This window comes from Nostoc sp. DSM 114159, assembly GCF_053470285.1.
The window spans coordinates 7,777,716-7,797,563 of record NZ_JBPFEH010000001.1 but is presented as its reverse complement, the minus strand read 5'-3'; the positions used below and the strand labels follow the sequence as shown (position 1 = coordinate 7,797,563).

Genomic DNA, 19,848 nt, shown 5'->3' with positions numbered 1-19,848 from the left:
CAATCAGCGTGCTGCTGAATCCTTTTGTCATGGGTTAGTCTAGCGATGGATTAGCGGAAATTATTATAAATCCGAAAACTCTACAGTGACACTTGTATAAATCTCGGTGACAATCTGAGCAAAAGAGGATAACAAAATGCCTGAAAGTAAATCAAAATTTCTCATTCCTGCTGTTGGTGCTGCCGTCGTTGTCGTCGGAAGTATAGCGGCTTATACGTACTTTAAAGGCTCACCAGTAGGTACATCAGACGCTCTAGGCAGTGCAAAAGTAGTACCTTCAACAGCACTGATGGCAACTTATATTACTACTGACTCTGGAGCCTGGGCAAAATTACAGCAGTTTGGCACTCCAGAAGCACAAAAGTTAGTGGCAAAAAGTCTGGAAGATTTCAATCAGCAAATATTCCGTGACAGTAACGTTTCTTATGAACAAGACATAAAGCCTTGGGCTGGTGGTGTGATGATTGCTGTATTGCCACCAAATCCCGTCAAACCAGCACAGTTAAAGGTACCCTCAGGGGCACCTAATGTACCAACAAATTTACAGCAGGAATCAAATATCCTGATAGTGGTGGGAATCAAGGACAAACTCAGCGCCTTGAATTTTGCTAACAAATTGAAGTCACAAAAAGGAGTGAAATTACAGGAATCTGACTATCAAGGTCAAAAAATTGTCGAAACTACACAAAATGGCAAACCGACGTATAGCGTAGTTTTAAATGATAGTCAGTTGGTATTAGCCCCTGAAAAGCAAGCTGTAGAAAAAGCAATTGATACGTTTAAGGGGCAGTCTTCTTTTGCCAGTAAAGAAGGTGCTAGCAGCATTCTTAAAGGAGTGGATGTTAAAAACAGCCTCGCCCAAATTTATGTCCCAGACTATGCCGAGATGATACAGCAATTAACTGCTGGAAATCCGCAGACAAAGCAGTTACCGCCACAAACCCTGACGCAATTGAAGCAGATAAAATCTGTGGTAGCGGGTGTTGGTGTTGATGATGCGGGAGTGCGGTTAAAAGCGATCGCTAATTTAGATCCGCAATTAAATAAATTTCAGTATCAATCAAGTCCTGGGAATATAGTCGGGCAATTTCCTGCCGATACCTTTGCTTTGATTAGCGGAAATGGTATCAGCCGTGGTTGGGAAGCGCTAGTAGAGCAATCAAAAGATTATCCAGAAATGAAGCAAGCTTTAGAACAAGCACGAGGACAACTGAAAATTGCCAATCTAGACCTAGATAAGGATATTTTTGGCTGGATGAATGGAGAATTTGCCTTTGGTGCGATTCCATCAAATCAAGGAGTATTGGCGAGTGTTGGTTTTGGAGGTGCTTTAGTATTTGATACTAGCGATCGCAAAACTGCCGAAGCCACCTTAACAAAATTGGATACCCTTGCCAAAACTCAACAAATCAACGTCGCCAACAGAAATATTGGTGGTAAAGACGTAACTGAATGGCAAATTCCCCGACAAGGAGCTTTATTGGCACATGGTTGGCTAGACCAAGATACTGTATTTGTAGCTCTTGGTGGCCCAATTGCTGAGGTTGTTAGCGATCGCAAAAATCCATCTCTCGACACTAGCGACGCTTTCAAAGCCGTGACTGGTTCTTTGCAAAAGCCCAACGGTGGCTATTTCTACCTAGATATGGATAAAACGAAAACTGTACCCTTGATCAATAGTTTTGTATCATCTAACGCCGATACCCTCACCATTTTGAATTCCATTCGTGGTGTTGGTTTTACCGCTATTAGCCCTGATAAATCGACCAGTGAATTAGAGATGTTATTAGCTCTCAAGCCTACTGCAAAGTAGGGTATTGGGCATTGGGAAAGAGGAGGCAGGAGGCTCAGTTGGCAGAAGGCAGAAGTTCTAAAATGTTTGAATTTTGAATACTTCGGCTCCCTTCGACTTCGCTCAGGGCAAGACGCTCAGTACAAGTTTTGAATTTTGAATTGATTTCTCCTCTGCTCCCCTGCTCCTTCATCCCCTTACTCTCCATTTACAAAACTTGATTATTCCGAGTTTCCAAGGTTTGGTTGAGTCTATCCAACGCGCCAGTCAATCTTTCTTGGGCTACAAGGTTAGGATCTGGCAAGGGTTCATCGATTACTTCTTCTTGTCTCTTAAATTTTTGTAAGACTCGAATTGCCACAAATAAAACTAAGGCAATGATTACAAAGTCAACTATTGCGCCAAGAAAGTGACCAATCTTAATTCCCGGGCCAATGGCGATTGTTCTCCAGTCTTTGCCAGCAAAACTAACCAAGGGATTAATCAATGGCATGATCGCATCTTCAACAAGAGAAGTGACAATCTTACCAAAAGCACCACCAATGATGACAGCGATCGCCAAGTCAACTACATTGCCTTTAAGGGCAAACTCTTGAAAATCTTTTAAAAAGCCACTTGCTCTTCTTCTTGCTCTGGCCATACTTGACTCTCAATAAGCTTAACTTACTGTAATTTTCTTTAGAAAAGGCACTCAGCTTTTTGCCATCCCTGTTGAGATAGATATTGCTAAGTATCAAAATTTTACCAGTCTTGAATAAAATTCTCTGATAAAGAAATATAAATTGGAAACCAGCATAATTCACATTTTCTCAGAACTTTGCTGTTCTCCAAATATCAACCTTCTATAATATTTGTTGCTTAGAGCAAGCCAAAGGAGGCAGACTGCCGTTATACAATTCGATTCATTTCATTTCTATAGCAGTCCTAAATGAGTTGCTTTCCACATCTATTCCCTATTCCCCATTCCCTATTCCTTGTCTCCACGAGTAGTTTGTAAATCAAATAGGATTGCTATAGACTGCCGTCCAGCAAGTATGTCATAAGTAGAAAAGGCTGTTAAATGCAAACTGATTTATGACCGCTGCTGTAAACAATAATCCTGGTTTAGCTTCCCGTTTGGTAAATGGCATACTGGCAATCCAGCCTTTAGCTAACCTAGCCAAGCATCAAGCTAGACAAATGATGATTAAACGTGCCCAGAGAATTGGTGTGCCTTGGACGCAAGAAGTCGAAACACTACAGGCGCGTGATTGGAAGGCTGATCTAGCTCAAGTAGAAAATCCTCAGCTTTCCTACCCAGAATACTATTTGCGGCCATTCCATGCCTACGAAGGTGGAGACCTCAGTTGGAAAGCGGCTTGGGAGCTAGAAGTTGCTGCTCATACTGTCCATGCCGGAATTTGGCCAGATGCTGGAGCAGAAGGAGATGCTAAACTGCGCCAAAGTTACCACGATATCCTCAAAGTGCAAATCCCCAATCAACCCCAAGACATCCTAGATTTGGCCTGTGGTGTCGGTTTGAGTACATTTACCATACAAGAAATTTATCCCTATGCCAAAATTACAGGCTTGGACTTATCTCCCTACTTCTTAGCCGTAGCTAATTACCGTGCCCAACAACGCCAAGCTAAAATTAACTGGCTTCATGCCCAAGCTGAATCTACCGGGCTACCTGATGCCTCTTTTGATTTAGTTTCTATTTTCCTGATGTGCCACGAATTACCCCAATCAGCAACCCGACAAATTTTAGCTGAAATGCGGCGAGTGTTGCGTCCGGGTGGCTACTTGGCAATCATGGATATGAATCCCAAATCTGAAGTTTACAAGAAAATGCCAGCCTACATTTTGACTTTGCTCAAAAGTACTGAACCATATTTAGATGAATATTTTGCTTTAGACATTGAGCAAGCTATTGTTGAGGCGGGTTTCCAAACTCCCACTATTACCAACAATACCCACCGTCACCGTACAGTAATTGCTCAGGTGAGTGGTTGATTTATCTCTACTGTTGTGGGCAGTAATACCACCCTTGCTGCTGCTTGGCTACTACTACTGTCGAGTGCCATTTGCCCCACCTTTGTTAAAGTTACTGATGTTCTTTATCATTGGGGCAATATCTGGTATCCTAGCCCTTAGCCTGGAATGGGTTTTTGAAACTGTAGCGAACTATTTTGTAGACTGGCAACAGCTCAAACGTTGGCTTCCTGGTATAGCCTTGCGGCAGCTTGTGGAAGTAGGCACAATTGAAGAAGGCTGCAAGTTAGCTGCGGTTTTTATCCCAACCTACTATCTGCAACGCAAATATCGATTACTTCACTCGACGGTTTTCCTCTTCACCATCGCCGTTGCCCTTGGATTTACTGCCGAAGAAAACTGGATTTACCTTTTCTACGATACCGCATCAATTCTTGACCGGACTATTGGCACACCAGTCCACGCTATGTTTTCTGCTCCTTGGGGATATGCTTTAGGAATTTATATTTCCTCCAATACTCGGTTAAATCGAGACAAGAAGTTTATTTTTAGGGCTTGGCTAAATTCTGTAATCTGCCATGCTCTAATTAATGTCCTATCTAGTGCTTGGCGTTACTCACTACCCCTACGTTTCCTGAGTTATGGTTTATTTCCGTTTCTGTTGTGGATGTTTTGGCGACTAGAACAATTACTGCGAAAAGTGCAAGGTAAACCTGTAATTACCCTAATTTCAGACCGTATACGCCAGCGTCGTTACTGGCAGAGGAGTTTAGTGCTGTTTGCCCTCGTACTGGGTGGAAATGCTATTTTTGGGCTGTTTCTCTTAGTCAGGAAAATTAGTCCTTTGAGTCCGTCGAAGCTTTTTGACATTTATATTTTGTGGTTTATATTTAGTCGCTTTTTACTAAATCTCTTTTTTGGAGTTTTAGCGTGGGGCATTTATCGCTATTTGCGACATTCTGCCCGCCGTCGGTATTTTTAAAATATGATTTAGGAAAAGGCTAGGGGGTTTCTCATGCAAACAACTCCAGTGCGTTGGACGACTGCTGACCTAGAGCTATTTGCTAGCGATCGCAGAAATCGCTATGAGATTATTGATGGAGAACTATTTGTGACTAAAGCGCCTAATTGGGATCATCAGACAAGCTGCGTCAATATTGCTACAGCTCTTAAGATTTGGTCAGATGAAACTGGTCTGGGTAAAGCTGCGATCGCACCTGGAATTATTTTCTCAGATTCTGACAATGTGATCCCTGATGTGGTATGGGCAAGTCATGAACGTTTAAAAAATTTACTAGATGAAGCTGGACATCTCACGGGCGCACCGGAGTTAGTTGTAGAGGTTTTATCACCCGGCGAAAAAAACGAGAAACGCGACAAAGAAACAAAGCTAAAACTGTACTCGGTGCAAGGAGTTCAAGAATATTGGATTTGCGATTCTATACAGAAGAAAGTTGAGGTTTATCGACGCGAACAGGCTGTATTAAAGTTAGCAGCTACTTTATTTAGTCAAGATGAATTGACAAGTCCTTTGCTACCTGGTTTTAACTGCTTAGTAAGTAAACTTTTTTAGCTGGGCATGGGCATGGGGACGATCTAAATTCCCTATGTCCTATGCCTAATTTGCAATTAGCTAAACTTGTGCTAATACTGGTTGATTCACGGATGCGTTGACTGAATTTGATTCAGACTCAGTGCAGTAGATTTCACAGGAGTTATTCGGACTTTCAATCAGTTTTACTTTGTAAAGTTTAGCTCCCAATTCTTGAATAGGCGATCGCAGTAAATTACTAATGTAAAGCGCGATATTTTCAGCAGTCGGCACAACTTCGGCAAAGTAGGGAATATCTTTGTTTAAAAAGGTGTGATCGAATGGCTCCACCACATAATCTTCTACCACTTTATTCAGGGCACCTAAATCAACAATCATGCCAGTGCGTGGGTCAATTTCCCCTTTCACGGTAACTTCTAGATGATAATTGTGTCCGTGGCCGTTCGGACGAGCGCATTTCCCATAAATTTCAGTGTTTTCTTCATTACTGAGTTTAGGATGAGCTAGCCGATGGGCGGCGCTAAAGTGAGTACTGATGGTGAGGTAGGCTTCCATTGCGTTTCCCATATAATCTGCCCAAAGTTCAGGATGTTCAAATAACTGCACGCGGACTAGAGGTAAGTGCGGTGCTAGCCGTTGCCAGATAATCCGTGCAATATTCTCAGTGGTAGGCAGAGTTTGTTGAAATTCTGCCCACACATCATTGAGATAAGAGAAGTCCAATTGACTGGTAACTTCCCGTTTAATTACGTGTTTTACATCAGACAAGTTCAGCACCATACCATATTCATCCAATTCTCCCGCTAGAGAGATGAATAAGACATAGTTATGTCCGTGTCCCGGAAATCTAGTACCAACACCAAATTTCTCAATATTCTCGGCTTCACTCAGTTCTGGCAACCAATAACGATGACTTGCAGAAAACTGGGCGCGGCGATTAACAATGCATTGCATGAGTACACTATAAGCAGAATTTAAAATTTCTTAATCTTTTTCTGCTTCCAGCATAAACTAATTCCTAAGTTATGTGTCATTTGTCATTTGTCACTTGTACTGAGCGAAGTCGTTGGCGTGGTCACTGAGCGTAGTCGAAGTGCAGCCTCTCTAAGAGTTGTATTTGTCATTTGTCCAAGAGAAGCCACGCCCACTCTTTAAAGTGGTTTGAATTAATTCGATGAAAGATAAAGTTTTTCCGCCCACCATAAAAGTAAGCTTAGGTTATCACAAGAGACGGGGTATGTACCAATGACCAATGACCAATGACCAATGATTATGTAACAGAAGCTTGTGCTTCACAGTGCAATCTCGAAGCTATGCGGAATAGTTCATGACCTGTGTGTAAATAACGCTCATCGTAGTTCAAAGGAAAATAACCTAATTCATCGAGTCCATCTGCTACTTGATCGAGGCTGTAGTAAAGGTGAGCCGCCGTTCTTGCGAGACTAGGGGGATTTGGCAGGGAGCGAAAAGTAGTTTGTGCCTGCTTGAGGTCATCTCGACAGGTTTTTAAGTATTCCTGAAATTCATCTAACAACTCATCATCAAAGGGATCGGCAGCTAATTGATCCATTTGTTCTTCTAAGGAATAAAGAATGGTACAAAGCAAGCGATTTACTGGTTGGTAAACTTGGCGTAGCCATTCTTCAACTTGCTCGTCAACATCACGTCCGGTTTTTCGTGTGGTCTGGTAATGCTGTTGGGCTGATGCTGTACGCTGTTGGCGATCGCTATTTAATTTTTGGGAGTCATCTTGCAGTTCTTGGTCATAATTGCGGCGATTTTGGTTGTCGCCTAAGACCTCATAAGCTGCATTGATGCGGATAATTTGCTCGCGATCGGCTGTTTCCTGATTACTGTCAGGATGAAACAACTTAACCAAGCGGCGATAAGCTTGCTTAATCTCCGCAAGGCTAGCACTTGGACTAACTTTGAGAGTTTCGTAATGGTTAGAAACGTGCTTAGAATTGACCATTAATTCAATGTATCGTTAACTGACGCTAGTGGCTAACCTTGCCTCCAGGTCTTGGAACAACGGTGTACTCAAATACCTCTCACCAAAGCTAGGCTGAATCATCACAATTAAACGTCCCTGATTTTCTTGACGTTGGGCAACGCGAATTGCTGCACATAAAGCTGCCCCACTGGAAATACCAGATAGTAGCCCTTCTTCTTTTGCCAAACGCCGACTATAAGCGATCGCATCTTCATCGGTGACGGTAATAACTTCATCAATTAATTTTATCTTGAGTACTTGGGGAATAAACCCAGCACCTATTCCCTGAATTTTGTGAGGGCCTGGTCGTCCTCCAGATAAAACTGGGCTATTGGCTGGTTCAACTGCGATCGCCTTGGAATTAGGCTTGCGTGCTTTAATCACTTCTGCTACACCAGTGATCGTACCACCTGTACCCACTCCCGCCACAATGATATCAACTTGTCCATCGGTATCTTCCCAGATTTCAAGCGCCGTAGTTTCCCGATGCACTTTTGCATTGGCTGGATTGCGGAACTGCTGCAACATATAGGTATTTGGTGTAGTATTAACTATTTGCTGCGCTCGTTGAATTGCCCCACTCATGCCTTCCATTCCTGGTGTTAGTTCGAGTTCTGCTCCATAAGCTCGCAACATTGCCCGACGCTCTCCACTCATCGTCTCTGGCATTGTCAAAATTAATCGATAACCCTTTGCTGCTGCTGCCATTGCTAGGGCAATACCAGTGTTTCCAGAAGTAGGTTCTACCAATACTGTCTTCCCAGGAGTAATTAGCCCCTCCTCTTGGGCAGCGTTAATCATGCTTACCCCAATCCGGTCTTTAACTGATGCCGATGGGTTCATACTTTCCAGTTTCACCACAATTTCTGCAACACATCCTTCTGTTTGAGGAATGTGGTTCAACTGGACTAGGGGTGTACGACCGACAAGTTCTGTAATGTTACGAGCTATTCGCATAAATTAATCCTTAATTATTAATTATTTGTTATTGGTCATTAATCATCAACAAATGACAAATACAACTCTTAGAGAGGCTGCACTTCGACTACGCTCAGTGACCACGCCAACGACTTCGCGGTAGTTGAGCGCAGTCGAAACTCAGTACAAGTGACTAATGACAAATGACTCTTGACTAAATGTAGTACATGATATCTAATTGCCGCCGCGAATCTCGTTTTTCACAAAGATCGTGGAGCGTGTATTTTTGGAAGACGGAATTTGCCGCGCGACTTGCTTCTTGCCAAATTTCTTCTATAACTGAACTGTCTATGCTTTTGGAATTAACGTTTTCTTCACCAGCCCGCGCCTCTAAGCCTTCTAAACATTCCAAAATTTCAAAAAGGATGATTTTTCGGGGTTCTCGCGTTAACAGATAGCCTCCTTTTGACCCACGTTGACTTTTAACTATACCGCCACGCCTCAAGGTTGCTAGTAGCTGTTCCAAATAGCGATCGGGTATGTTTTGTTGTGCTGCAATTTGTCGAATTTGCAGCGGTTCGCCGCTTTCGTAATGAGCGGCCATCTCTAATAAGGCGAGAATTGCGTATTCTGATTTACAGGATAGTTCCACAAGCAGCAATAAGTTAGGGGTAAAAATTAGAAGTTAGAAGTTAGGAGTTAGGAGTCATTTAATTTGGACTTTAGATTTTTCCTTAAATCTAAAATCCAAAATTCAAAATCTAAAATTGCCAGTGTTGAGATATTATGCATTCTCAATTGTATGGAATACAGACCACTCGTAAGGGCACAGCATGTATTACATCTAAACGATAACTGTCAAATTCATATAAAACCCGCCATAACTTTTAACTCACAACTCCTAACTTTTCTAGTATACTCCGGTTAACTACTGGGGTTTATCCATTATTATTACCGAAAACAAAAAACCCCGCCTAATGGCGGGGATAAATAGAGTTCAAATTTGTCAGCAGATAATCAACACTCTAGAAGGTGAAAGTAGTTCTGAGCGTACCGATAATAGCATCATCGTTAGCGCTGTTTTGACCAGGAGAGGTCAACCAGATTACACCAGGGGTTACAGAGATGTTATCCGATACACGATACTTGTAGAAGCCTTCAAAGTGGTAGGGTACATCATTGTTGCCACCAAAACCTGGGCGGTTAAAGGAATAGGGTTCTGCACCAGCAAAAATACCTAAAACGTTACCTTTTTTACCGAAATCAGGTAAGGCTACCCCTAAACCATAGCTCCAAGCTTGATAATCATCATTTGCACCTGCCCCTGTAACATCATGGTAAGAGACGAATCCACTAACGGACAGTTTGTCGCTAGGTCTAAACGCAGCCGACACACCGTAGGAGTTGCTGCTAGATCGGGTTATACCCGCTGCATTACCTAAAAAGTTAGCTTGTCCAGTACCTACATCAAAAGCTCCAGTTACTCCGTCTGTACCAGAGTCGAATAAAGCACCACTGGCACTATATCCGTGGACGTAGGTAGCAGCTAAAGCCAAGCGATCGCCAACACTAAAGTTCAACTGTCCAAGAGCTGCATAATCACCGTTGGTCAAACCTGTACTAAGACCAGGATTATTAGCTTGGGATGCCAAGTAACCCGCAGTGATTGAGCTATTTCCTAGGATACCGCCACCTTTACCAAGGGGTACATTGAGTGCTATACCAGCACCGCCACCAATCCGATAGATGGGACTTTCAGAAGCAAAGGTAGATAAAGCGCCGTTACCACCGTCGTCAGTGTTGTCAAAAAAGTAAGGATTGTTGACAGCAGCATACTGGCTATGCCGTCCGCCACTAGCTGCGAGGTAAACTTGGGCTGGACCTATGGGAGCTTCATAAGTCAAGCGGTCTACTCTGACACTGTTGTTACCATTGCCGATACCAACTTGATATGTTTGTGTACCTTCAGCAGTACCGATCGCAGCACCAGCGTTATCCACTAGTGCAAAGGGATTTGAATTACCCGCTGCTAGGCGTGTGTGTAAAACGTCTCTACCAGTGAAGCTAGTTTGCAAGTCTAAACGTACTCTATCTTGGAAGACGGTATTGTTAGCGTCCCCAGTGTTACCACCAAATGCATCACTGACGGCAAAAACAGCTTCACCAACCAGTTTTGTGGTTGTGGAGAACTGATTAGCTTCTAATTCAGCAGTCCGCGCTTCTAAGGAATCTACGCGACCGCGTAGGGTTGCCAATTCTGCGGAAAATTCTTCTTGTAACCGTTGTAAGGTAGCTAAATCTTGTTTAGTTACCAAGTCCGCTGTTGCTGTGGCAATCAATTCGTTAACCCGATCCAAACAGGCATTCAAACCAGCGGCAAATTCATAACGGGTCAAAGCACGATTACCGCGATATGTCGAATTCGGATAACCTGCAATACAACCATAGCGCTCAACCAAGGACTGCAATGCTTGGAATGCCCAGTCAGTAGGTTGTACATCGGAAAATTGAGAAACCGATGTTACTTGAGACTGAGAATTACCTTGGTTGCCTTCGTTGCTGTAGCGATTAACTTGATCTATGGTTGTTTGAGCCAGTATTTCTGGCTGTTGGGCAACTTGAGTTACACCTAGTTGTTTGGCTGGTGATACTTCAGTGGTTGTGCTTGGGGCCGCCATTGCTGTTGCCGAAACTAACAATGTTGCTCCCAAAACTGCTGGGCTAACCACTAAGGATTTCCATAAGAGATTAGACATTTTTCCTTTACTCCTCACACCTTGTTTAGATATTGGTTTCCTTACACCTAAGTCTCGAAAATGCGACATCTCATTGAAACCTATGGATGAGGCATAGTTGTCTCTACTACAATTCTAGTTTTTGCAAAGCTAATAAACGATTAACTTTGGGTTAAAAACTGATGTGATTAACTTATGCAAAAACATATCTTTATATCATAACATTATAAAACATCCGATCTAGATGGCAATATTGGAGCGATCGCCTTAATAACTGTCACACATACTTATCTAAATATCTAAGCTGGGAGTAGAGTTTGGGTCATTCGCTCTCTACACAGGCTAAATTACTGAGGCTTTAGACACTTAGGTTTGCCATCAAAAATCGCTTCTTTCACTTAACCCTAGTATAAATCTCACGCCAGTTAGAAGACATTGGCTCGGGGATATAAACCCTATATCGTAGTGAGTTCCTATAATTTGGTGCAAGAGATTTTCAAAGAAATCACTTACTCAATCTGGGAAATCACCCGTGCTACATCAAAATCTGGCTGCGTCAATCCGCCTGCATCATATGTTGTAAGTGTAATCTTCACTTTATTATAGGAAATCTCTATATCTGGATGATGTCCGGCTGACTCAGCCGGTTCAACCAGCTTATTGACAAACTCAATTGCTTCAATAAAATCTTTGAATGTGCGGGTAATTTGCAACTTGGAATCTTGAATAGTCCAATCTGACAGAACCTTTGCCTGTTCTTGAATTTCCGCTTCGGTGAGTAGTTGTGCCATATCAAGAAACTGCTACTTCTATAGTTAATATATTTATTTATTACATTTTGTATCTGACAAAGGCAAACCCCTTTTATTCTCCACACAGAAAGCATGGGAGGATAAATTCAGCCACAATGTATATGTCTAGATTTAAATCAGACTTGGCAGATAGACGCTATTTCTCATATTTGGTCAAACTCCAAGGTTTAACGCAAGATAATTATGCTTTTTAAGATAACTTAGATAGGTTGGCTTTGTTCGTGGCAGCCATCGCTATCTCTCTTTTAAAAGTAAGCATTGATAAAACAAAAATCATTTATAAAAAACTATCCGCCCTGATTTAGATCGGATGATCTAAGTCAGAGCGGTCTAGCGGGTCTTCAGGTTGCAACCAGACTGCCGGAAGGAACTCCGAGCTTGCCTAGCTAATTGAGCTAACTTAGTATCTCAAAGATAACTAAGGCTAACTTTTAGAGAACAGCCCCGGCGCGCAGCCGGCTAACTGCAACCTGATGACCCATGCATTTACTACTTTCTATCATGGGCATCACCTCCTTGTTGCCTAAGCGGTCTTAGTTTCAAAAGGGCAGAGGATTTACTCTGGGTTCTTAACCTTCATCTAACATAACACATAAATTTAGAGATATTAACGAATATATAAAAAATCTCCCACCTTTTAGATGGGAGATTACTTCAGATAGTGAAAAATGACACTTTATCGGCTGATTACAGGGAGATTATTTTATCTGGGTGTGTCAATTTTCGCCAACCACAACCCTAATTCAAGTCATGGTCAAATTTGAATTCTTAGAGAGCGTTACCGCGAGGTAGAACTTCTTCAGGGAATACAAATTGTTCGTGGGGTTGATCTTGAGGAGCCATCCAAGCGCGGATACCCTCGTTGAGCAAAATGTTTTTGGTATAGAAGGTTTCAAACTCCGGGTCTTCCGCCGCCCGTAATTCTTGGGAGACGAAATCATAAGCCCGCAGGTTGAGTGCTAAACCGACGATGCCGACGGCACTCATCCACAAGCCTGTGACTGGCACGAACAACATAAAGAAGTGCAACCAGCGCTTGTTAGAGAAAGCAATCCCGAAAATCTGCGACCAGAAACGGTTTGCTGTCACCATTGAGTAGGTTTCTTCCGACTGGGTGGGATTGAAGGCGCGGAAGGTGTTAGCACCATCACCATCTTCAAACAAGGTATTTTCGACTGTGGCACCGTGAATCGCGCACAGTAGCGCACCACCCAATACACCCGCAACACCCATCATGTGGAAGGGGTTGAGTGTCCAGTTGTGGAACCCTTGCAGGAATAATAGGAACCGGAAGATAGCCGCGACGCCAAAGCTGGGTGCAAAGAACCAGCTTGATTGTCCCAAGGGGTACATCAGGAATACGCTGACGAATACCGCAATCGGAGCTGAGAAGGCGAGAGCGTTGTAAGGGCGGATACCTACTAGACGAGCAATTTCAAATTGCCGTAACATGAAGCCAATCAAACCGAAGGCTCCGTGTAGGGCAACGAATGGCCACAAGCCACCCAGTTGGAACCAACGGGTGAGGTCCCCTTGGGCTTCTGGTCCCCACAACAGCAATAGGGAGTGTCCCATACTGTCGGCGGGGGTTGATACTGCCACTGTCAGGAAGTTACAGCCTTCTAGGTAGGAAGAGGCTAATCCGTGGGTGTACCAAGAGGTGACGAAGGTGGTGCCGGTCAGCCAACCGCCTAGTGCTAGGAAGGCGCAGGGGAATAATAGTATCCCTGACCAACCTACGAATACGAAGCGATCGCGCTTGAGCCAGTCGTCGAGAACGTCAAACCACCCTCTACTGGGGGCGCGTCCAACTGCGATGGTCATTAGAGCAAATCTCCAAATTTTATAAGTACAGGTTGTATCTGTATTATAGACGGCTATAAATAAAGCCTTCTACAAGCAGAAAATTTACCGGGTTGTTAACCTAGTTTACAATTTTTTACACACCTTTAATTATATTAGGTGTAAATTGCTAATTTTTCTAGGGGTTTTCTCATAAAATTTATTTTTTGATTTAGATGAGGTGATAAATAAGGAGTAGGGAATAGGGAATCAGGAGCAGAGGAGCAGGGGAGCAGGGGAGCAGGGGAGGCAGGGGAGCAGAAGAACTGAGAGATGAGGGAGATAAGGGGACAAGGGGACAAGGGGTTAAACAAAACTCCTAACTCCTAACTCAGCACTCAGCACTCTTAACGCCCAATGCCCCATGCCCAATCCTCATTTCCCTAGAATCACTCAGCTGACGCTAAAATGAGTCCACAGTTAAATTTGATTATTGCTAAATGTTTACCATCGATTTAAGCATCAGAAACACTGCTTTCCCGATCTCCGTACAACGTAAGTCAGCAGAGGATGCTGAGGCTGTCTATCAGCTAATTTTGGCAGCAATCCGTTCTGGGAACCCTGACATTGTAGAACTCAAGTGCGAGGGCAAGACAGAGAAAAAAATTGCTGTCCGCGCTAGTGAAATTTCTGGGGTGCAGATTGTTCAGAAAGATGGTACAACCCCTGGTGGCGGCAGACCACCTGGCTTTTTCGCTGTAGCTGCTGAGTAACCAAGGTTGACAAATGGCTCAAGTGGGCATTGAGGTCAAAGATTTAAATTTCAGTTGGCCAAATGGAGAGAAAGTTATCAAATCTTGCTCTTTAGAAGTACCCAAGGGTGAGTTTTGGATGCTCTTGGGTACAAATGGCAGCGGAAAATCTACTTTACTGAGACTGCTAGCGGGGTTGTTAGCTCCTGAATCTGGCGAAATTCGGGTTTTGCAACCCGTTGGCTTTGTCTTCCAAAATCCAGATCATCAACTGGTGATGCCAACTGTTGGTGCTGATGTGGCTTTTGGATTGGTGGAAGAAAAGTTGCCACCTGCTGCTACCAGAGCAAGAGTTGAGGAGGCGCTTGGGGCAGTGAATTTGCTTACGTTGCAACGACGCCCTATTTATGCACTTTCTGGGGGACAAAAACAGCGAGTCGCGATCGCAGGTGCGATCGCCCGTCGCTGTGAAGTCTTATTATTAGATGAACCCACTGCTTTACTAGATCCAGATAGCCAGTTGGATTTAGTTGCTGGTGTCCGTCGCCTTGTCAAAAGTCGAGGTATTACAGCTCTTTGGGTAACACATCGATTAGACGAGTTAAATTACTGTGACGGCGCTTTCTTGCTAGAAAAAGGCTCTCTGGTAGATAGTGGTGAAGCCCAACGCCTCAAACAACGTCTGATGGAGGTACACAGCGAAGCCTCTTAATTAAGTACTGAGTACCGAGTACTGAGTGCTGAGTGCTGAGTACAATTAATTGCATTTAGCACTCCTGAATAATACTAACAAGAACTGTAACGCGCCTTTTAAATAAAGGCGCGTTTTAAGTTGGTGCGTCTATCTGAAGTTTGAGTTTTGTGAGGCTGCCGTATTTTTTATTCTGTGTAACATAGTGTTACAGACTATGCATCAATTATTATAAAACTTATGAATGAATTTTGTTAACTCTAGAAAATTGTGATTAAAAACCATGCCCCGTTCCTTACTCCAAGCCGTTTTGTTAGTGGACGGCTACAATATAATAGGCGCTTGGCCTTGCCTTAAAAAAACGCGTGATAGCGTTGGATTAGAGGCAGCACGGGGCGAACTTGTGGAAGCAATGACTGGTTATAGTGCGTTTCAAGGTTACACAACTCAGATAGTTTTTGATGCCCAATATCAAAACACCTCTAGTAATAAAGAAATTATTACTGAGCTTTTATCTGTTTATTACACTGATTTTGGGCAAACCGCAGATACTTATATTGAAAAATTCTGCGCTTCTTTTCGCCACCAAATAGCCCAATCTTTGATTTCTCGTGTGATTGTTGCTACATCAGATCGGGCACAGCAGTTGATGGTACAAGGGTATGGGGCTGAATGGTTGTCAGCACAACAACTCTGTGGGGAAGTGGAAGCTACTGTCTGCCGGATGCGACAGAAGTATCATACGCGCAAACAATCTAAGAGTCGGTTTTTAGCTAATGGCATTGATGCTAAGGCGCGGCAGCGTCTGGCTGAATTACGAATGGGATTATAGTAGATATTTAGTATCTAAGAGTCTCTGCTTAAATTCTTGAATAGATTTTGGCTGCAAAATTTCTATAAATTAACTATCTAAAAAAAATATTGGCGAAAGTACTTGCCAAATACTATTTTTAGCCCTAAGATTATAAATCGTGAACGATCCTCAGTAGCTCAGTGGTAGAGCGATCGACTGTTAATCGATTGGTCGCTGGTTCGAATCCAGCCTGGGGAGTTTATCAATTTTAGATTTTAAATTTTGGATTCTAGATTATCCCTCAGAGACTTGTGGTCGCTTGACTCGGCTGTGACGTTTCTGAATCATGGGTCTTTTGGTGCTTGTCCTAAACAAGTGCTGGAGTTTCAACAAAGACTGCGATCGCATCAAGGGTTTGTTCTGCACTTGTAGCAGTAAACATTGGCCCATTTGCCAAAATATTTTTCTCAAATACCATGTTTAAGGCAGGAGACGCGATGAATCGCCGTCTCTACAAATCGGTCTTTGGTAGAGACGGCGATTTATCGCGTCTTTGCGATCGCAAAGAGATTATGGGGCTAGTGTTATTCTTTTAGGTGATTGCACTTAAATTGCTAAAACTAGGATAACGCTTTACATGACTTCAGGAGCGCTGCCTGCCAATCCTTTTGTGGCTGCGGGGATGATTGAAGATCCCAGGCTGTTTGTCGGTCGTAAAGATGAATTACACGCGATCGCATCTCGGATGAAGGGCGATCAGCCTACAAGTATCAATATAGTTGGTGACAAGCACATTGGTAAATCTTCGTTGCTGCATTATTTTGTTCTGACTTGGCAGCAGCGAGTATTAAACAACAGTAATTATGTGGTAATTTACCTACCGTTACGGGGTGTAGATTGCCAAACTGAAACGGGTTTCTATGAGGCTGTAGCCGAAGGTTTACTGAGTCACGTTCAGGGATGGCAACAACGCAGTCTGCAAAATTGTTGGAGGAGTAAACCGCTTAATCGTCAAGCTTTTTCAGATGCGGTTAAGCAATGGAAACAGCAAGGAAAGCTACCCGTTCTCTGTTTGGATGATTTTGAAAGCCTTTTGAAATATCCTGATAAATTCGATAATGGATTTTATGACAATTTGCGATCGCTGATGGATAGCAATGCCTTGATGCTAGTGGTGGCTTCCCGTAAACAACTGGATGTTTATGCTAACGAGCATCGGTTTGTCTCTAGTTTTTTCAATATTGGTCACACGATTTTTTTGAATGAACTAACTACAGATGAGGCGATTGAACTGTCGCGCTTACCAACTCGCTCTACAAATGGTGCTGCTTTGAGTGTAGACGAACAGAATCATGCCCAGCAATGGGGCGATCGTCATCCTTGCAAGTTGCAATTGGCTGGTTACTATTTGTGGGAAGCACGTCAACAAGGCAAGGCAATCAAGTGGGCGAAACAGCAGTTTGAACAACAGCTTACTAAAGCTAAATCCCCATCCAACGGACAGCAATGGCAATTATGGCTGCGTTGGTTAGTTTGGGATTTACCAGTGCGTCTAGGTAAGATACCCCAATTCATTGGTGTATCTGTAGATGAAATTATCCAACTTACTCGTTGTCAACCTTATCTCGTTCAGTTGATGTGTTATGAGGTGGTGGAGTTGCTAAACCGCGATATCAGAAGAAACAGGCGAGAAGCAGATACAGCAAAAGCTACCGCACAGGATGTTCAAAAAGTTATACCTGTTGTGCTGGAGCGAGGCGATCAGTATTTTCGGGAATTATGGAGGAGTTTAACAGATAGCGATCGCTCTCTCCTGCGCCGGATAATCCACGGGGAAACTCCCACACCACAAGACAAAGGCGTTGTCCGCAAACTAACGCGAAAAGAGATTTTGACTCAAGAAGGCAATGCTTTCCAAGTGCCTTTGGTGCAAAAATATATAGAACAGTTGCTAGAAGAAGAGTAATATAACAACCCTATAGTGGTTCTCGCTTGGGTGCAGTAAAGTTTTGACCTCTCTCCTAAAAGGAGAGAGGCTTTGAATCTTACTCCCCTTCCCTTGAAGGGAAGGGGCTGGGGGTTAGGTCTGTATTCCATGCAATTGGGAACCGCTATATTCAAAATTTTCATCGTGATGTGGCAACCGACATCGCTACAGACATGACGTAAGTTGCTACAGCTTGCGCAAAACACGGAAACGTCAAAGCAGAAGTTGCTACAGCTTGCGCAAAACACGGAAACGTCAAAGCGGAAGTTGCTACAGCTTGCGCAAAACACGGAAACGTCAAAGCGGAAGTTGCTACAGCTTGCGCAAAACACGGAAACGTTAAAACGGAAGTTGCTACAGACACAACCGATGTCGCTACCGTTGCAGCTTTAGGCTGTAGTAGCTTTTTATAGCAGTTGAAATATAGTTTAGAAAATAAACTGATCGTAAAACGCCGACATCAAGACACTTGCAAGCCTATTGCCTATTGCCTGTTCTCTGCTATAAATTCAACTTAACTATGAAATATCACAGTCAGTAGAGGCAGAAACGCCAACAAAAAGCCATGCCAGGATTGTAATTGAGCTTCTGGGGTTGGTTCTGGTGGTGCTAATAGAGCTTCTACTCTTTGTTCTAAGCGATCTGCACCAGAGGAACCTAATGCAGCACAGCAAATTTCCGATAAGACGGGGCCGCTACTAACCACTAATAAAAGTGATTCTGCTAACACCAGAGGGTCTACCTGCAATGCTGCATAACCGTCAGCACGAAGTTCGCGCAAAGCTAACAATTCTTCCCACAAAGACTCTGTATTCGGCAACCATGCAGTGCAAGAACGCACCCAACCCAACCAAAAAAACCAGAATGTATCCCTGTAATAGTGATGCCCTTGCTCATGGGCTAAGACGCTTTCTAAATGAGCCGGTGAGAGAGTTTGCACTAATCCTTGGCTGACTACTAATTCTGGTTGCCAAAAACCAATTTGACCTGCAAACAACGCGCCCGTTTGCAACAGTCTGGCTCGTCTATCGCCAACATTCACTAAGGGGCAGTTACGGGCAGATTCTACAGATTGCCAACCTTGGAAAGCAAGTTTAATGCATGAAATGGCAAAAAATGCCAAATAAATTAATGCTAGTAAATAGCTAACTGAGCCTGTATACATTCCGCCCATTTGTCCTTGAGGCCCCATGAATAGCACAGCGATCGCAGTCATGAAAATTAGCAAGGGGGGGAAGAGAAACAAAAATAGCGATCGCTGCCACCGCAGACTCCAGTTACCTTGGCGTTGATTCCAAGCGGATCTTAACCACCAGGCAACTGCCAAAGCATTCAAAATCATTATCAGATGCATCATTGTTCCTCCCTGGCTTGGCGTGCAGATTGAATACGTTTAGCGATCGCTGCTATTTGTTCGCTAGCTGCTTCATCTAAGCTATCAGCAAAGGCAGCAACAACATCGGGGTTCCCCACTGCGAGAAATCGCTGTAACTGCTCGTGAGCTTTGATCACTTCTGATTGTTGCTTACTCAGCATTGGCCGCCAATAGAATGCCCGCTCCTTTTTGTCGCAGGCCAGCCAACCTTTATCAGTAAGGCGGCGTAAAACGGTGGTGACAGAAGTATACGCTAATTCGCGGTTGGGATCGGCGAGGATGCGATCGTGTACATCCTTGACTGTGGCTGAACCAAGCTCCCAAATGATATTTAAAATTTCCGCTTCCAACGGGCCTAAAGATAGTTGTTTAGGGCGGTAGTCGGGTAAAGGTGCCATAGCGATTTTCGATTTGGGATGAGCAAAGTGGAGGGAAAAATTCTAGTTTCTATTTGGCAAGTTTAGTCAGGATGTGTAGTGGTGCTAACTTGAAATACCAAATACAGCTTGAGAAAACCTGTTCTTGTTTTAGATTACAGGATAGTGCAGCAAATCTGAAAGTCTAAAAGGGCTTTTTAAGTATTTTTGTATTGAATAGGTTACATCATGCATATTTGATGCTAAAAAATTATTTGCGAATAATTGTGACTATAGCTAGTGACACCAACTAGGTAGAATGTTATTTTCGGCAGT

18 protein-coding genes, 1 tRNA gene and 1 pseudogene are annotated in these 19,848 nt (G+C 43.4%); 10 read left to right on the top strand and 10 right to left on the bottom strand.

Annotation, left to right across the window (positions count from 1 at the left end):
• Window positions 1-136: 136 nt before the first annotated feature.
• Entirely contained in the window at window positions 137-1,813 is a 1,677-nt protein-coding gene (locus ACR5KR_RS32840; RefSeq protein WP_448269490.1) for a DUF3352 domain-containing protein, read from the top strand.
• Between the two features lie 187 nt (window positions 1,814-2,000).
• Here the strand turns inward: ACR5KR_RS32840 and mscL are convergent, their stop codons facing one another.
• Window positions 2,001-2,432, bottom strand: a complete 432-nt coding sequence (gene mscL / locus ACR5KR_RS32835; RefSeq protein ID WP_448269488.1) for a large conductance mechanosensitive channel protein MscL — start codon at window positions 2,430-2,432, stop codon at window positions 2,001-2,003.
• 434 nt (window positions 2,433-2,866) lie between these two features.
• Between mscL and ACR5KR_RS32830 the strand changes: the two genes are divergently transcribed.
• Genes ACR5KR_RS32830 through ACR5KR_RS32820 form a run of 3 tightly spaced genes read left to right on the top strand, consistent with a single transcriptional unit; the run spans window position 2,867 to window position 5,339 of the window.
• Entirely contained in the window at window positions 2,867-3,787 is a 921-nt protein-coding gene (locus tag ACR5KR_RS32830; RefSeq protein ID WP_448269486.1) for a class I SAM-dependent methyltransferase, read from the top strand.
• Window positions 3,780-4,748 (top strand): PrsW family intramembrane metalloprotease, encoded by a 969-nt coding sequence (locus ACR5KR_RS32825; RefSeq protein ID WP_448269484.1) that lies wholly within the window; start codon window positions 3,780-3,782, stop codon window positions 4,746-4,748. Before ACR5KR_RS32830 ends, ACR5KR_RS32825 begins: the two co-directional genes overlap by 8 nt.
• A 33-nt stretch (window positions 4,749-4,781) precedes the next feature.
• Entirely contained in the window at window positions 4,782-5,339 is a 558-nt protein-coding gene (locus ACR5KR_RS32820; RefSeq protein ID WP_448269482.1) for a Uma2 family endonuclease, read from the top strand.
• Window positions 5,340-5,399: 60 nt separating this feature from the next.
• Here the strand turns inward: ACR5KR_RS32820 and ACR5KR_RS32815 are convergent, their stop codons facing one another.
• The 7 genes from ACR5KR_RS32815 to psbD all read right to left on the bottom strand — a co-directional run bounded on the left by ACR5KR_RS32815 (window position 5,400) and on the right by psbD (window position 13,600).
• Window positions 5,400-6,272 (bottom strand): 6-carboxytetrahydropterin synthase, encoded by an 873-nt coding sequence (locus ACR5KR_RS32815; RefSeq protein ID WP_448269480.1) that lies wholly within the window; start codon window positions 6,270-6,272, stop codon window positions 5,400-5,402.
• A 316-nt stretch (window positions 6,273-6,588) separates the two neighbouring features.
• On the bottom strand, window positions 6,589-7,290 hold the full coding sequence (locus ACR5KR_RS32810) for a J domain-containing protein (protein WP_448269479.1): 702 nt from the start codon (window positions 7,288-7,290) through the stop codon (window positions 6,589-6,591).
• Window positions 7,291-7,305: 15 nt separating this feature from the next.
• Window positions 7,306-8,268, bottom strand: a complete 963-nt coding sequence (gene cysK, locus ACR5KR_RS32805) for a cysteine synthase A (protein ID WP_445629353.1) — start codon at window positions 8,266-8,268, stop codon at window positions 7,306-7,308.
• Between the two features lie 175 nt (window positions 8,269-8,443).
• Window positions 8,444-8,881 (bottom strand): RrF2 family transcriptional regulator, encoded by a 438-nt coding sequence (locus tag ACR5KR_RS32800; RefSeq protein ID WP_448269477.1) that lies wholly within the window; start codon window positions 8,879-8,881, stop codon window positions 8,444-8,446.
• Window positions 8,882-9,254: 373 nt separating this feature from the next.
• The gene (locus ACR5KR_RS32795; protein ID WP_448269475.1) at window positions 9,255-10,985 is read right to left on the bottom strand and encodes an iron uptake porin; all 1,731 of its coding nucleotides are present in this window, start codon (window positions 10,983-10,985) and stop codon (window positions 9,255-9,257) included.
• A gap of 488 nt (window positions 10,986-11,473) precedes the next feature.
• Complete coding sequence (locus ACR5KR_RS32790) at window positions 11,474-11,755, bottom strand: 4a-hydroxytetrahydrobiopterin dehydratase (protein WP_445629350.1); 282 nt, start codon at window positions 11,753-11,755, stop codon at window positions 11,474-11,476.
• Between the two features lie 789 nt (window positions 11,756-12,544).
• Window positions 12,545-13,600 (bottom strand): photosystem II D2 protein (photosystem q(a) protein), encoded by a 1,056-nt coding sequence (psbD, locus tag ACR5KR_RS32785; protein ID WP_322694081.1) that lies wholly within the window; start codon window positions 13,598-13,600, stop codon window positions 12,545-12,547.
• Between the two features lie 458 nt (window positions 13,601-14,058).
• On the opposite strand from psbD, the gene ACR5KR_RS32780 reads away from it, so the two are divergent.
• The 6 genes and pseudogenes from ACR5KR_RS32780 (at window position 14,059) to ACR5KR_RS32755 (ending at window position 17,760) form a co-directional block, all read left to right on the top strand.
• Window positions 14,059-14,331 carry a hypothetical protein gene (locus ACR5KR_RS32780; RefSeq protein WP_012410874.1) on the top strand — a complete coding sequence of 91 codons (273 nt, stop codon included), beginning with the start codon at window positions 14,059-14,061 and terminating at the stop codon, window positions 14,329-14,331.
• 13 nt (window positions 14,332-14,344) lie between these two features.
• Window positions 14,345-15,022, top strand: a complete 678-nt coding sequence (locus ACR5KR_RS32775) for an ABC transporter ATP-binding protein (protein WP_289798692.1) — start codon at window positions 14,345-14,347, stop codon at window positions 15,020-15,022.
• Window positions 15,023-15,284: 262 nt separating this feature from the next.
• Window positions 15,285-15,833, top strand: a complete 549-nt coding sequence (locus ACR5KR_RS32770) for an NYN domain-containing protein (protein ID WP_448269472.1) — start codon at window positions 15,285-15,287, stop codon at window positions 15,831-15,833.
• A 147-nt stretch (window positions 15,834-15,980) separates the two neighbouring features.
• Window positions 15,981-16,052, top strand: a tRNA-Asn gene (locus tag ACR5KR_RS32765).
• A 24-nt stretch (window positions 16,053-16,076) separates the two neighbouring features.
• Window positions 16,077-16,199 (top strand): annotated as a pseudogene (locus tag ACR5KR_RS32760) (aminotransferase class V-fold PLP-dependent enzyme); the annotation flags it as partial.
• A 232-nt stretch (window positions 16,200-16,431) separates the two neighbouring features.
• Entirely contained in the window at window positions 16,432-17,760 is a 1,329-nt protein-coding gene (locus ACR5KR_RS32755) for an AAA family ATPase (RefSeq protein WP_448269470.1), read from the top strand.
• Window positions 17,761-18,295: 535 nt separating this feature from the next.
• Here ACR5KR_RS32755 and ACR5KR_RS32750 read toward each other — a convergent pair.
• Window positions 18,296-19,135, bottom strand: a complete 840-nt coding sequence (locus ACR5KR_RS32750) for a M56 family metallopeptidase (protein WP_448270410.1) — start codon at window positions 19,133-19,135, stop codon at window positions 18,296-18,298.
• Complete coding sequence (locus ACR5KR_RS32745; protein ID WP_292721488.1) at window positions 19,135-19,554, bottom strand: BlaI/MecI/CopY family transcriptional regulator; 420 nt, start codon at window positions 19,552-19,554, stop codon at window positions 19,135-19,137. The genes ACR5KR_RS32750 and ACR5KR_RS32745 overlap by 1 nt, the downstream gene beginning before the upstream one ends.
• Window positions 19,555-19,848: the final 294 nt, after the last annotated feature.